9 protein-coding genes are annotated in these 13,011 nt (G+C 74.5%); 3 read left to right on the forward strand and 6 right to left on the reverse strand.

From position 1 onward, the window contains the following. Nucleotides 1–56: 56 nt before the first annotated feature. The 5 genes from sucD to LG634_RS13620 all read right to left on the reverse strand — a co-directional run bounded on the left by sucD (nucleotide 57) and on the right by LG634_RS13620 (nucleotide 7,355). Entirely contained in the window at nucleotides 57–941 is an 885-nt protein-coding gene (gene sucD / locus LG634_RS13600; protein ID WP_226734039.1) for a succinate--CoA ligase subunit alpha, read from the reverse strand. Between the two features lie 23 nt (nucleotides 942–964). Next, complete coding sequence (sucC, locus tag LG634_RS13605; protein ID WP_226734040.1) at nucleotides 965–2,143, reverse strand: ADP-forming succinate--CoA ligase subunit beta; 1,179 nt, start codon at nucleotides 2,141–2,143, stop codon at nucleotides 965–967. A gap of 334 nt (nucleotides 2,144–2,477) precedes the next feature. Further along, nucleotides 2,478–3,590 (reverse strand): vWA domain-containing protein, encoded by a 1,113-nt coding sequence (locus tag LG634_RS13610; protein WP_226734141.1) that lies wholly within the window; start codon nucleotides 3,588–3,590, stop codon nucleotides 2,478–2,480. Nucleotides 3,591–3,876: 286 nt separating this feature from the next. Then, nucleotides 3,877–6,252 (reverse strand): DUF5682 family protein, encoded by a 2,376-nt coding sequence (locus LG634_RS13615; RefSeq protein ID WP_226734041.1) that lies wholly within the window; start codon nucleotides 6,250–6,252, stop codon nucleotides 3,877–3,879. Next, nucleotides 6,249–7,355, reverse strand: coding sequence for an ATP-binding protein (locus tag LG634_RS13620; RefSeq protein ID WP_226734042.1), 1,107 nt, complete (start codon nucleotides 7,353–7,355; stop codon nucleotides 6,249–6,251). The genes LG634_RS13615 and LG634_RS13620 overlap by 4 nt, the downstream gene beginning before the upstream one ends. A 158-nt stretch (nucleotides 7,356–7,513) precedes the next feature. Here LG634_RS13620 and LG634_RS13625 point away from each other — a divergent pair, with 158 nt between their 5' ends. Both LG634_RS13625 and LG634_RS13630 read left to right on the forward strand, forming a co-directional pair. Next, nucleotides 7,514–8,866 carry an SWIM zinc finger family protein gene (locus LG634_RS13625; protein WP_226734043.1) on the forward strand — a complete coding sequence of 451 codons (1,353 nt, stop codon included), beginning with the start codon at nucleotides 7,514–7,516 and terminating at the stop codon, nucleotides 8,864–8,866. Nucleotides 8,867–9,418: 552 nt separating this feature from the next. Next, nucleotides 9,419–10,996, forward strand: a complete 1,578-nt coding sequence (locus LG634_RS13630; protein ID WP_372482422.1) for a DUF5691 domain-containing protein — start codon at nucleotides 9,419–9,421, stop codon at nucleotides 10,994–10,996. Nucleotides 10,997–11,320: 324 nt separating this feature from the next. On the opposite strand, the gene icmB is transcribed toward LG634_RS13630, so the two are convergent. Next, nucleotides 11,321–11,734 (reverse strand): coenzyme B12-dependent isobutyryl CoA mutase small subunit, encoded by a 414-nt coding sequence (icmB, locus tag LG634_RS13635; protein ID WP_226734044.1) that lies wholly within the window; start codon nucleotides 11,732–11,734, stop codon nucleotides 11,321–11,323. A 227-nt stretch (nucleotides 11,735–11,961) separates the two neighbouring features. Here icmB and LG634_RS13640 point away from each other — a divergent pair, with 227 nt between their 5' ends. Then, complete coding sequence (locus tag LG634_RS13640) at nucleotides 11,962–12,768, forward strand: esterase/lipase family protein (RefSeq protein WP_372482419.1); 807 nt, start codon at nucleotides 11,962–11,964, stop codon at nucleotides 12,766–12,768. The last annotated feature ends 243 nt before the right edge of the window (nucleotides 12,769–13,011 follow it).

Raw genomic sequence — 13,011 nt, forward strand, 5'->3', positions numbered from 1 at the left:
CCCGCACCCTCCGGAGAGGATGCGGGCCCGCGGTGTGTGCGCGGATGCGCGGAGACTCAGGCGCCGAGGATCTCGCGCGCCAGCTTGGCGGTCTCGGTCGGCGTCTTGCCGACCTTGACGCCGGCGGCCTCCAGGGCCTCCTTCTTGGCCTGCGCGGTGCCGGAGGAGCCGGAGACGATGGCGCCGGCGTGGCCCATGGTCTTGCCCTCGGGGGCGGTGAAGCCCGCGACGTAGCCGACGACCGGCTTGGTGACGTTCTTCGCGATGAAGTCCGCCGCACGCTCCTCGGCGTCGCCGCCGATCTCGCCGATCATGACGATGAGCTCGGTCTCCGGGTCGGCCTCGAAGGCCTCCAGGGCGTCGATGTGCGTGGTGCCGATGACCGGGTCGCCACCGATGCCGACGGCGGAGGTGAAGCCGATGTCACGCAGCTCGTACATCATCTGGTAGGTCAGCGTGCCGGACTTGGACACGAGACCGATCTTGCCGGGCTTGGTGATGTCGCCCGGGATGATGCCGGCGTTGGACTGGCCGGGGGTGATCAGGCCGGGGCAGTTCGGACCGATGATCCGGGTCTTGTTGCCCTTGGCGGTGGCGTACGCCCAGAAGGCGGCGGAGTCGTGCACCGCGATGCCCTCGGTGATGACGACGGCCAGCGGGATCTCGGCGTCGACGGCCTCGACGACGGCGGCCTTCGCGAAGGCCGGCGGCACGAAGAGGACGGAGACGTTGGCGCCCGTCTTCTCCATCGCCTCGGCGACCGAGCCGAAGACCGGGACCTCGGTGCCGTCGAAGTCGACGGTGGTGCCGGCCTTGCGCGGGTTCACGCCACCGACGATGTTCGTGCCGTCGGCGAGCATCAGCTTGGTGTGCTTCATGCCCGTGGCACCGGTCATGCCCTGGACGATGACCTTGCTGTCCTTGTTGAGGAAGATAGCCATGGTGAGTCTGTGACCTCGTCCCTTTACTTCGCAGCCGCGAGCTCGGCGGCCTTGTCGGCCGCACCGTCCATGGTGTCCACGCGCTGGACCAGCGGGTGGTTGGCGTCCGACAGGATCTTGCGACCCAGCTCCGCGTTGTTGCCGTCGAGACGGACGACCAGCGGCTTGGTGACCGCCTCGCCCTTCTTCTCGAGCAGCTCCAGGGCCTGGACGATGCCCTTGGCGACCTCGTCACACGCGGTGATGCCACCGAAGACGTTGACGAACACGGACTTGACGTCGGCGTCACCGAGGATGATCTCGAGGCCGTTCGCCATGACCTCGGCGGAGGCGCCGCCACCGATGTCGAGGAAGTTGGCGGGCTTGACGCCACCGTGGTTCTCACCGGCGTACGCGACGACGTCGAGGGTGCTCATGACGAGACCCGCGCCGTTGCCGATGATGCCGACCTCGCCCTCGAGCTTGACGTAGTTCAGGCCCTTGGCCTTGGCCGCCGCCTCCAGCGGGTTGGCCGCGGCGTGGTCCACGAACTCCTCGTGGCCCGGCTGGCGGAACTCGGCGTTCTCGTCCAGGGAGACCTTGCCGTCGAGGGCGATGACCTCGCCGGACGCGACCTTCGCGAGCGGGTTGACCTCGACGAGGAGCGCGTCCTCGGCGATGAAGGTGGACCACAGGGTCACCATGACCTCGGCGACCTTCTCGGCGACCTCGGCCGGGAACTTCGCCAGGGCGACGATCTCGCGGGCCTTCTCGATGGTCACGCCCTCGTTGGCGTTCACCGGGACCTTGGCGAGCTTCTCCGGGGTCTCCTCGGCGACCTGCTCGATGTCCATGCCGCCCGCGACCGAGGCCATGGCCAGGAAGGTGCGGTTGGTGCGGTCGAGGAGGTAGGAGACGTAGTACTCCTCCACGATCTCCGGCGCGGTCTCGGCGATCATCACCTTGTGGACCGTGTGGCCCTTGATGTCCATGCCGAGGATGTCCGTCGCGCGGGCGACGGCCTCGTCCGGGGTGGCGGCCAGCTTGACGCCGCCGGCCTTGCCGCGGCCTCCGACCTTCACCTGCGCCTTGACGACCGACTTGCCGCCCAGCCGCTCGGTGGCCTCGCGAGCCGCCTCAGGCGTGTCGATCACTTCACCGGCCAGCACCGGTACACCGTGCTTGGCGAAGAGGTCCCTCGCCTGGTACTCGAACAGGTCCACGCGCGTCCGTCCCTTGTCTTAAAGATTCGCAGTGTTCGCGGTTGTCTGCGTGGGCGTGCCGCGGAGGGCAACGTGACGGCGCTGTCACAGGGGATGCGCACACGGTGACCGTGGACGCGGCATGTCCGTCCGGCAGGTTATCCCCGGAGGCCGTAGGACCCTAAATCACAGATCACACCCGCGCGGTGATTCCCCTCACAGATCGCCTCACGGGTGAGCTGCAAGTTCGTGTGATCCGACCATGTGACGCCGGCCGCCGGCCGCCCTCACGGGACCGCCCCGCCGGGGGTGAGCGGCCGGCCCGAACCTGCGATACGTGCAATGAGCAGGCATTTCACGGTACGGGCAGCGGGCGCTTCTCGATCGCGGCGGCCATCACCTCCGGGAACAGGTCGGGCGTGCAGGCGAACGCGGGGGCGCCTAGCGCCGCCAGCGCGGCGGCGTGCTCCCGGTCGTAGGCGGGGGCGCCCTCGTCGGACAGTGCGAGCAGCGCCACGAACTGCACGCCGGCCGCCTTCATCGCCGCCACCCGCTTGAGCATCTCGTCCCGGATGCCGCCCTCGTACAGGTCGCTGATGAGCACGACGACGGTGTCCGCAGGACGGGTGATCTTCGACTGGCAGTACGCGAGGGCCCGGTTGATGTCGGTGCCGCCGCCGAGCTGGGTGCCGAACAGCACGTCCACCGGGTCGTCGAGCTGGTCGGTGAGGTCGACGACCGCCGTGTCGAACACGACCAGACGGGTGGCTATGGACCGCATCGAGGCGAGCACCGCCCCGAACACCGACGCGTAGACCACCGACGCCGCCATCGAACCGGACTGGTCGATGCAGAGCACCACCTCCTTCTTCGCCGACTGCGCGGCCCGCCCGTAGCCGATGAGCCGCTCGGGGACGACCGTGCGGTACTCGGGCAGGTAGTTCTTCAGGTTCGCCCGGATGGTGCGGTCCCAGTCGATGTCCCGGTGGCGCGGCCGGCTGATCCGGGCGGAACGGTCGAGCGCGCCGGTGAGGGTGGCCCGGGTGCGGGTCGCGAGCTTCTTCTCCAGCTGCCCGACGACCTTGCGGACGACGGCCCGGGCCGTCTCCTTCGTGGTCTCGGGCATCGCCTTGTTCAGCGAGAGCAGGGTGCCGACCAGGTGGACGTCCGGCTCGACGGCCTCCAGCATCTCCGGCTCCAGCAGCAGCGAGGAGAGTCCCAGCCGGTCGATGGCGTCCCGCTGCATGACCTGCACCACCGAGCCGGGGAAGTACGTGCGGATGTCCCCGAGCCAGCGCGCCACGCTCGGCGCGGACGCACCGAGCCCCGCCGACCGCTCCCCCGACCGCCGCCGTCCCCCGTCGCCGCGGCCGGACCCGTACAGCGCGGCGAGCGCCGCGTCCATGGCCGCGTCCCGCCCCGAGGGCTCGTACCCCGTCCCATCCCCGCCTTCCGCGCCGAGCACCATCCGCCACCGCCGCAGCCGCTCGGTCGCGCCTGCGCCGGTCGCCCCTGGCAACTCAGCCGCCCCTGCCGTCTCCGCAGACCCCGCTGTCCCCGTGTTCCCCACTGTCTCCGTGTTCCTCGCTGTCTCCGTGTTCCTCGCTGTCTCCGTGTTCCCCGCTCTCCCTCTTGTCCCTGCAACCACCTTGTTCCCCGCGGCCCCCGCCATCCCTGTGTCCCCCGCCATGTCCGTCCTCCCCGCCTGCTCGGCCGTTCCCGTCACCCCTGCCGTCCCCGCCCGCTCGTCCCCGTCACTGCGCCGCCCCCGTCATCGCCTCCGTCCCCCGTTCCCGCGTGCCGGTCAGGCCCAGCAGCATCCGGACCAGCGGCACCACCGCGTCCGCCCGGTCCGGGTCGAGGTCCGGGGCGAAGCCGGTGGGGGCCGACCCGGGCGCGGCCGCCGCGGGCCCGGCGCCCGGGCCGCGGCGGACCAGCTCGCCGAGGGTGCGCCGGACCCCCGGCTCGTACCCCCCGAACGTCCGCCGCAGCAGCGGCAGTACGTCGGTGAAGGCGTCGGCGGGTACGCCCGTGAGCCAGTCGTCGACCAGGCCCAGCAGCCGGTCGTCGTGCACCAGCAGGGTGCCGCCGCCCGGGCCGCCGACGAAGCCCTCGATCCACGCCGCCGCATCGGCCGGTGCGGCGGCGCGCGAGAGCGCCAGCCCCATCAGCCGCGCGGTGTCACCGCCCGACAGCCGTCCCTCGTCCAGCAGCAGCCGGGCCGCCCGGCCGCGGATCGCCCCCGGCACGGTGTCCCGCCCGGCGAGCGCCCGCAGCACCGCGGACCACCGCTCGCGCAGCCCGGCGTCCGCCAGCAGGCCGATCGCCGTGTGCACCCCGTCCACATGGCCGCGCACCTCAGCCGCCGCGTCCGCGTCCAGCCCCGTGCACGCGGGCGGCAGCGCCACGCATATCCGCTCGGCGAGCCCGGCCGCCACCTCCGCGAGCGCCGCGGTGTCGGTGCCGCGCACGTCGCCGTAGCGCAGCGCGCGGGCCAGGGCGGGCAGGGCCCGGGCCAGCTGGGCCACGTCGGCGCCGAGCGCCGCCCGGTCGGCGAGCACCCGCATCACGGTGGGCAGCGCGTCGGAGAGCCCGGCGAGCAGGCACCGCTCGGCCAGCGCGGTGACGTCGCCGAGCTGCCCGGCGGCCTCGGCGTCGGCCTCGGCGCGGGCGGTGGCGGCGCCGAGCACGGTGGTGCCCCACACGGCCGCCTCGGCGACCCGGACCGACAGCTCCGGCTCCCAGCGCAGCCGCCAGGTCTCCCGGAAGGTACCGGTGCTGCCGCGGGACGCGGCCGGTTCGCCCCAGCCGATGCCGAGCAGCCCCAGCCGGTGCAGCAGCAGACTGCGGGCCGCGTCCGTGTCCTTGCGGAGGTCCAGTTCCAGTTCGCGTTCCGCCGCCTCCGGTTTGAGCCGCAGCGAGCGCTGCTGCCGGGTGAGGTCCCGCTGGAGCGGTACCACCGGGGCGTGCTCGGGCACCTCGCCGAGCTCGTCGCCGACGACCAGCCGGTCCTCGACGAGCGCGAGCGGCACGTCGGAGCCGTCGCACATCACGGCGCGGACCGCGTCGAGGGTCTCGGACAGTCCGGCCAGCGGGCGGCCGCGCATCGCGGCGAGGGTGTCGGCGAGCCGCACGGCCTCGATGACGTGCGCGGAGGAGACCCGGAAATCCTCGTCGCGGAGGAGTCCCGCGACCCGGGTGAGCCAGCGGGCCACCGGCCGGTCGGGGGCGGTGAACAAGTGCCGGTACCAACCCGGCGAGGCGATGCCCGCCCCGTACCCGGAGGCCCGGGTGAGCCGGCGGTGGGTCCACGGCACCCAGGCCGTCTCGGTCTTCACCCTGGGCAGTCCGGTGAGCAGCGACCGGTCGGCGGTGGCGGTGGTCTTCATCCGCAGGGCCGGCACGTGCCAGGCCCCGCACACGACGGCGTACTCGTCGCCGAACTCCCGGCGGGCGGCCCGCATCTTCTGCCGCATGTGGGCCTCGCGGACCAGGTCCCGGTGATGACCGCCGGCACCGTGCTCCTCTCGCAGGACCCCCATGGCCTCGCCGACGGCCTCGAAAGCGGCCAGGGCGTCACCGCCGCCGCGGTGCTCGACGACGTCCTCCCACCACCGCTCGGGATCCTCGTACCCGGCGGCCGCCGCGAGCGCGGCCAGCGGATCGTGCCGGAGGTCCGCCCCGTCGGCCGGGCCCTCCGGCGGGTCGCCGGAGGCCGTCCCCGGGCCACCGTCGGCGTCGGGGCCCGGGACGGCCACGGGCTCCGGCTCCGGGCCCGCCGCGGCGGCCTGCGACGGTTCCTCTCCGGCGCCGGCGAGCGTGTGCGCCGCCGGGAGGTCCACGAAGCGGACCGGGACCCCGTGGGAGAGGGCCCAGCGGATCGCGACCCATTCCGGCGAGAACTCGGCGAGCGGCCAGAACGCGGCGCGGCCGGGGTCGTCGGCGACGTGCGCGAGGAGTGCGACGGGCGGCCGCATGCCGGGGTCGGCGGCCAGCGGCAGCAGGGCGTCGGCCTCGGGCGGGCCCTCGACGAGCACGGCGCGGGGCCGGGCCGCGTCGAGGGCGGCCCGCACGGCGCGGGCGGATCCCGGGCCGTGGTGGCGGATGCCCAGGAGCAGCGGACCGGTCATACCGTCACCTCCCGGCAGGCCCGGTAGAAGTCCTTCCAGCCGTCCCGCTCGCGCACCACGGCCTCCAGGTACTCCTGCCAGACGACGCGGTCCGCCGCCGGGTCGCGGACCACGGCGCCGAGGATGCCGGCCGCCACGTCCGACGGGCGCAGCACGCCGTCGCCGAAGTGGGCGGCGAGGGCGAGGCCGCCCGTGACCACGGAGATGGCCTCGGCGGTGGACAGGGTGCCGCTCGGCGACTTCACCTTGGTCCGCCCGTCGGTGGTGACGCCGTCGCGGAGTTCGCGGAAGACGGTGACGACGCGGCGGATCTCGTCGAGCCCGTCGGGCGCGGCCGGCAGGTCCAGCGAGCGCCCGATCTGGTCCACGCGGCGGGCCACGATGTCGACCTCCGCCTCGGGGTCGGCGGGCAGCGGCAGCACCACGGTGTTGAAGCGGCGGCGCAGGGCGCTGGACAGCTCGTTGACCCCGCGGTCGCGGTCGTTGGCGGTGGCGATGAGGTTGAAGCCGCGGACGGCCTGCACCTCTTCGCCGAGTTCCGGTATCGGCAGGGTCTTCTCGGACAGGACGGTGATCAGGGTGTCCTGGACGTCCGCGGGGATGCGGGTGAGTTCCTCGACCCGGGCGGTCGTGCCCTCGGCCATGGCCCGCATCACCGGGCTGGGCACGAGGGCGTCGCGGCTGGGTCCGTGGGCGAGCAGCCGGGCGTAGTTCCAGCCGTACCGGATGGCCTCCTCGGGGGTGCCGGCGGTGCCCTGGACGAGGAGGGTGGAGTCGCCGCTGACGGCTGCCGCGAGGTGTTCCGACACCCAGGTCTTGGCGGTGCCGGGGACGCCGAGGAGCAGGAGCGCGCGGTCGGTGGCGAGGGTGGTGACGGCCACCTCCACGATGCGGCGGGGGCCCACGTACTTCGGGGTGATCACGGTGCCGTCGGGCAGCGTGCCGCCCAGCAGGTACGTGGCCACCGCCCAGGGCGACAGCTTCCAGCGGGCCGGGCGCGGGCGGTCGTCGGCGGCGGCCAGGGCCTTCAGTTCGTCGGCGAACGCGTCTTCCGCATGCGGCCTCAGTGCCTCGCCGCCCGTGCCGTTTCCGGACATGGTCATGGGTCCCCCTCCACGTGTCTGCCTGTCTCACCGCCGGGTGGTGCGGCGGCGATTTCCACGGTGCACCACGGCACTGACATCGCCCTCCCAACCGTCCACAGCAGCAGTGTCGTTGCAGGTCAGACGGATTGTCAGTGGGCACCTCTACCTTCGGAGCCATGACTGATCAGGCGGTGCGCTGGACTGCCGAGCAGGTGCTGTCGCTGGCGCCTGACGACACGTCGCGCAAGGCGGGGACCAAGCTCGGCAGTGCCGGGCCGTGGTCGGGAGCGGGGCATTCCGGTTCGGGTGCGGTGTGGGGGTTGTGCAAGGGCAGCGGGAGCCGGCCGTACCAGACGGTCGTGGACCTGACGGGTCCGGCGTACAAGTGCTCCTGCCCCAGCCGGAAGTTCCCCTGCAAGCACGCACTGGGGCTGCTGCTGCTCTGGGCCGCGGACGAGGGGACGGTGCCCGCGGGGGAGGCACCGGAGTGGGCCGGCGGGTGGCTCGGGGACCGCGCGCAGCGGAGCGAGCGGAAGAAGGAGGGGGGTGGTGCGGGTGGGGGGAAGCCCGTGGACGAGGCGGCGGCCAGGCGCCGGGCGGAGCGGCGGGCCGGCCGGATCGACGCGGGTGTCGCCGAGCTGGAGCAGCGGCTGGCCGATCTGCTGCGCGGGGGGCTCGCCGGGCAGGAGCAGGCGGGGTACCGGGCCTGGGAGGAGACCGCCGCGCGGATGGTCGACGCGCAGGCACCGGGACTGGCGGCCAGGGTGCGGGAGTTGGGGACGCTGACGGCGTCCGGGCCGGGCTGGCCGGTGCGGATGCTGGAGGAGTGCGCGCTGCTGCACCTGCTGGACCGGGCGTGGCAGGGGGTGGCGGAGCTGCCGGCTCCGCTGGCCGCGACGGTGCGGACGCGGGTGGGGCTGCCGGGGGCCGTGGAGGGGGCGCCGGTGGCCGACCGGTGGCTGGTGCTCGCGCAGTACGACACGGTCTCGCCGGACGGGCGGCTGACCACGCGGCGGGTCTGGCTGCAGGGGGAGGAGACCGGCCGGCCGGCCCTGGTCCTGGACTTCGGTCCGCCGGGCCGGGCGCCGCAACTCGCCCTGCCGGTGGGGCTGGTGGTCCGGGGGGAGGCCGCGTTCCACGCAGGGGCGGTCCCGCTGCGCGCGGACCTGGTCGGGCGGGACGACCCGCCCGGGCCGCCGGCGGGGCCACCGCCGGGGGTGGACACGGGGGCGGCGCTGGACCAGTACGGGGCGGCTCTGCGGCGGGATCCGTGGCTGGACTCCTGGCCGGTGGTCCTGGCGGGAGTCATACCCGTGCCCGCCGACGACGGGAACTGGCAACTGGCGGACGCGGACGGGACGTACGCGCTCCCGCTGAGCCCGGGGGGCCGGGCCGCGGCGAGCCGCTGGCAGCTCGCCGCGCTCTCGGGCGGCGCACCGCTGACGGTGTTCGGGGAGTGCGGCCACACGGGGTTCACGCCCCTGACCGCCTGGCAGCCGGACTCCCCCGCGGCCGTCCCCCTCGTCTGACCCCCGACCGGCCCGGCAGGCACCAGGCCGGGCCCGCTGCCCCGGCCCCGCGGAGGGGGCGGGACCGGGGCAGCCCGCCCCTGACGCCGGACCCGCACCGGGCCGGGGCCGGGGGGCCACACCCGCACCACCGCTTGCTCCGGCCCCGCGCAGGGGACGGGACCGGAGCACGGCGGCAGGTGTACGGGGCGGCGTGTGTGCGGGCGGTCGCTCGCGCCCCGGTCCCGCGGAGGGGGCGGGACCGGGGCGCGGCAAGCCCGAGCGGCTCTGCGGGCCTACGGGAAGGGCCGCTTGCGGTCCGGTGCCGCGGGGAGCGGGGCGAGGGCCGTGCGGGGGTCGGGAGCGGGATGGGGTGTGCGGGAGGGGGCTTCCTGTCGCGGTGCCGCGGAGGGAGGGGTGTGCGGCTGCGGGGGCGGTCAGGCCGTGCGCCCGAGTGGTCGGGGCGCTTGCAGCCGGTCCCGCAGAGGGTCGGGGTGGAGCGGGGTGCGGGTGCGGTTCGGGAATTCGGGAGGGGTGGGCACGGTGGTGGAGACGGGAGTGGCGGTGCGGGACGTGGCGGGGCCGGGTGGGGACGCCGGGTGGCAGGGCCTGGAGTGGGAAGGGCTGGTGACGGCGGCGTTGCTCGGGACCGAGCGGCGGGGCGGGGCGCCGGTGGGGCTGCTGGACGCGGCGGCGGTGCAGACGGTGCGGCGGCGGGCCGGGCTGCGGGCCGCGCCGGCGGCGGCGCTGCCGGAGCCGGCACCGCGGGATCCGCGGCCGGAGCTGCCGGAGCCGGCGCGGCAGCGGCTGGCGCAGTTGCTGGCCGGCCGGGCCGCGGGGGGCTCGGCCGGCCGCGGGGCGGCGCCCGATCTGGCGGAGCTGCTGCCGCAGTGGCTGGCGGCGGCCAACGCCCGCGGCTACCAGGCCCCGCACGCCCTGCTGCCGGACCTGCTGGACGCAGCCCGGGCGCGGACCGACCTGCGGCCGCACGCGCTGGCGCTGGCGGGAGTGCGCGGGCTGTGGCTGGCACGGCTCAACCCGGACTGGCGGTTCGCCCTGCGCAGCGGCAGCGGCGGGACCGGGCTGCCGGATCCCGCGGACCGGCAGGCGGTCGACACGCTCTGGCAGGAGGGACTGTTCGCGGAACGGGTCGCGCTCCTCGCGCTGATACGGGAGCACGACCCGGCGGCGGCCCGGGAGCTGCTGGCCGGGACCTGGGGCAGCGAGCGGGCCGAGGACCGGCTGATGTTCCTCGACTCGCTGCGCAGCGGGCTGTCCGGGGCGGACGAGGCGTTCCTGGAGGCGGCGCTGGCGGACCGCAGCCGGAACGTCCGGGCGACCGCGGCCGAACTCCTCTCGGCCCTGCCGCAGTCGGCGCTGGCCGCGCGGATGGCGGAACGGGCCCTGGCCTGCGTCGGGCCGGAAGGGGTGGAGGCGCCGTCCGAGTGCGATGCGGGGATGCAGCGGGACGGGGTGGTGAAGCGGCCGCCGGCCGGCCGCGGCGAGCGGTCCTGGTGGCTGGGGCAGATCGTGGAGGCGGCGCCGCTGTCGTGCTGGCGCGAGCGGTTCGGGGGGCTGGGGCCGGCGGAGATCGTCGCGCTGCCGGTGGCCGAGGGCTGGGCGGAGGACCTGCACGCGGCCTGGTGCCGGGCGGCGGTGCGGCAGCGGGACGGGGCCTGGGCGACGGCCCTGCTGGGGTCGGCGGCCGCGCCGCCCGCGGCAGGGCCGGGGACGGCCTCGCTGGCGGAACGGGCCAAGCTGCTGGAGACGCTGCCGCCGGCGGAGCGGGCGCAGTGGGTCGCGGAGTTCATCGCGGCGCACGGATTGTCCGAGGCGTTCCAGCTTCTGGGGGTGTGTGCGGTGCCGTGGGCCGCGCCGCTGGGGCGGGCCGTGGTGGACGCGCTCGACATCGCGCGGGACGCGGGGAGCTACCCGTGGAGTTTCAGCGGGGTGATGGGGCTGGCCGAGCGGTGCCTGGATCCTGCGGAGGCGGGGCGGCTGGAAGTGCTGGCCGCGGCGTACGAGGAATCCCCGGACGCGGGGACGGTGTCGGTGTCCGGGGCGGTGGGGTACTGGGGCGAGGCGTTCCGTCGGCTGGTGGCGACGCTGTGCCTGAGGGCGGCGATGCACCGGGAACTGGGCGGGGGGTGACGCCGCCGGGGCCGTGCCCCTGCCGGTGCCTGCCACGGGACCCCGCCCCGGACCCCGCGCCTCACACGCCGGCGAGGCTGAAAAACCCGGGGGGCTCCGCCCCCGCACCCCCGGTCCTCAAACGCCGGACGGGCTGGAATTTTCACGCCGAGCCGGATCCGATGGCCCGGATGGGCTTGTTTCCCGCCCAGCCCGACTCGATGGGCCGGACCGGCCGGAATTTCCCGCCCAGCCGGATCCGATGGCCCGGGCGGGCTGGATTTGCGCCCAGCCCGGCCCAGCCCGGTCCGGTCCGGCAGGGCCCGGTCCGGTCCGGCAGGGCCGTTACGCCTCCGCGTGGTGGCGGATGTTCGCCCGGACCCAGTCGACGATGGCGGTGGTGGTGGCGCCGGGGGTGAAGATCTCGGCCACGCCCTTTTCCTTCAGCGGGGGGATGTCCGCCTCGGGGATGATGCCGCCGCCGAAGACCTTGATGTCCTCCGCGTCGCGCTCCTTCAGGAGCTCGATGACCTTCACGAAGAGGGTGTTGTGAGCGCCGGAGAGGATCGAGAGGCCGATCGCGTCGGCGTCTTCCTGGATCGCGGTGTCGACGATCTGCTCGGGGGTCTGGTGGAGACCGGTGTAGATGACCTCCATGCCCGCGTCGCGCAGAGCGCGCGCGATCACCTTGGCACCACGGTCGTGGCCGTCGAGACCCGGCTTGGCGACCACCACACGGATCGGACCGGTCACACCCATCACTACCTCCAGGTGAACGAACGTTAAGCACAGCATCCCGCAAGCCGCCGTTTCACGGTGGACGGCATGGGGGAAATCACACCTGACACGTTTTCGTCATTGACAGAGCCGCTCGCAAGGGGAGCCGGGACGAGGTCGCCCCGCCACCGTGCCGCCAGCCGCACGGCACGGTGGCGAGGCCCACCGGACGACGGCGTTGCCGCCTCCGGAACCACTGGGAGGCAGGCATGGGCTTGTCACTGAAAGTGCCCGGAGTGAAGGTACCCGGCGCCTCCGGCCTGTCGGCCGACGCCCTGCGCGCCGGCGTTCTGGAACTCGTGATCCTCGCCGCCCACCTACTCGTCTACCCCGTGGGCATCCGCCCCGAGCGCCCCGCGCCCGGCCCGGACACCGCGCCGCGGCCGCCCGTACTGCTGCTGCACGGGTTCACGGACAACCGCTCCGTGTTCCTGCTGCTGCGGCCGCTGCTGGCCGCGCACGGGCAGCGCCGGGTGGAGGCCGTGAACTACTCCCCGCTCACCACCGACCTGCGCACCGCGGCGGCCGCCCTCGCGCAGCGGGTCGAGGACGTGTGCGCGCGGACCGGGCAGGACCGGGTCGACCTGGTCGGGCACAGCCTGGGCGGGCTGGTCGCCCGTTATTACGTACAGCGCATGGGCGGCGACACGCGGGTGCGGACGCTGGTCTGCCTCGGCACGCCGCACGGGGGCACCCGGGTGGCCCCGCTGATGGACGCGCACCCGCTGGTGCGGCAGATGCGGCCGGATTCCGACGTGATCCGGGAGCTCCGGCTGCCCGCGCCGGGCTGCCGGACCCGGTTCGTCAGCTTCTGGAGCGACCTGGACCAGCTGATGGTGCCCGCCGAGACGGCCCGGCTCGACCACCCGGACCTCGCCACCGAGAACGTGCAGGTAACGGGGATCGGCCACCTCGCCCTGCCGGTGCATCCGGCGGTCACGGCGGGCATCAGGCAGGCCCTCGACGGCCTGGCCGGACACCGGGCCGCACCGGCCGACAGCACCTCCGCCGCCTGACCCCGTACCCGCCCGTCGCCCGGCACCGGGGCGCGGCCGCCGGAACCCCCACCCGCATGACCGTTTCTTCGAACACTCTTCGAACGCAGCGCCAAGGCTCCGTCAGCAGTCGGCCGAAAGGCGGCTGAATGCCCGGTTCCTGAAGGCACAAAACACTCCGAAGATTGTCCGCGCCACGAACCGCCGGGTACAGTCACGCCACTGCTCTCCTCCGGGGAACCTCTCATTCCCCGGCCACCCAGG

Origin of the sequence: Streptomyces bambusae, assembly GCF_020532645.1 — a bacterium.
GTDB classification, from domain to species: domain Bacteria; phylum Actinomycetota; class Actinomycetes; order Streptomycetales; family Streptomycetaceae; genus Streptomyces; species Streptomyces bambusae.

Excerpts from the sequence above, each read along its gene's own strand:
- LG634_RS13610 (WP_226734141.1), bottom strand. The coding sequence starts at position 3,590 with ATGGTGCTCGGCGCGGAAGGCGGGGATGGGACGGGGTACGAGCCCTCG.
- LG634_RS13615 (WP_226734041.1), bottom strand. The coding sequence starts at position 6,252 with ATGACCGGTCCGCTGCTCCTGGGCATCCGCCACCACGGCCCGGGATCC.
- LG634_RS13625 (WP_226734043.1), top strand. The coding sequence starts at position 7,514 with ATGACTGATCAGGCGGTGCGCTGGACTGCCGAGCAGGTGCTGTCGCTG.
- sucD (WP_226734039.1), bottom strand. The coding sequence starts at position 941 with ATGGCTATCTTCCTCAACAAGGACAGCAAGGTCATCGTCCAGGGCATG.
- icmB (WP_226734044.1), bottom strand. The coding sequence starts at position 11,734 with ATGGGTGTGACCGGTCCGATCCGTGTGGTGGTCGCCAAGCCGGGTCTC.
- LG634_RS13640 (WP_372482419.1), top strand. The coding sequence starts at position 11,962 with ATGGGCTTGTCACTGAAAGTGCCCGGAGTGAAGGTACCCGGCGCCTCC.
- LG634_RS13620 (WP_226734042.1), bottom strand. The coding sequence starts at position 7,355 with ATGACCATGTCCGGAAACGGCACGGGCGGCGAGGCACTGAGGCCGCAT.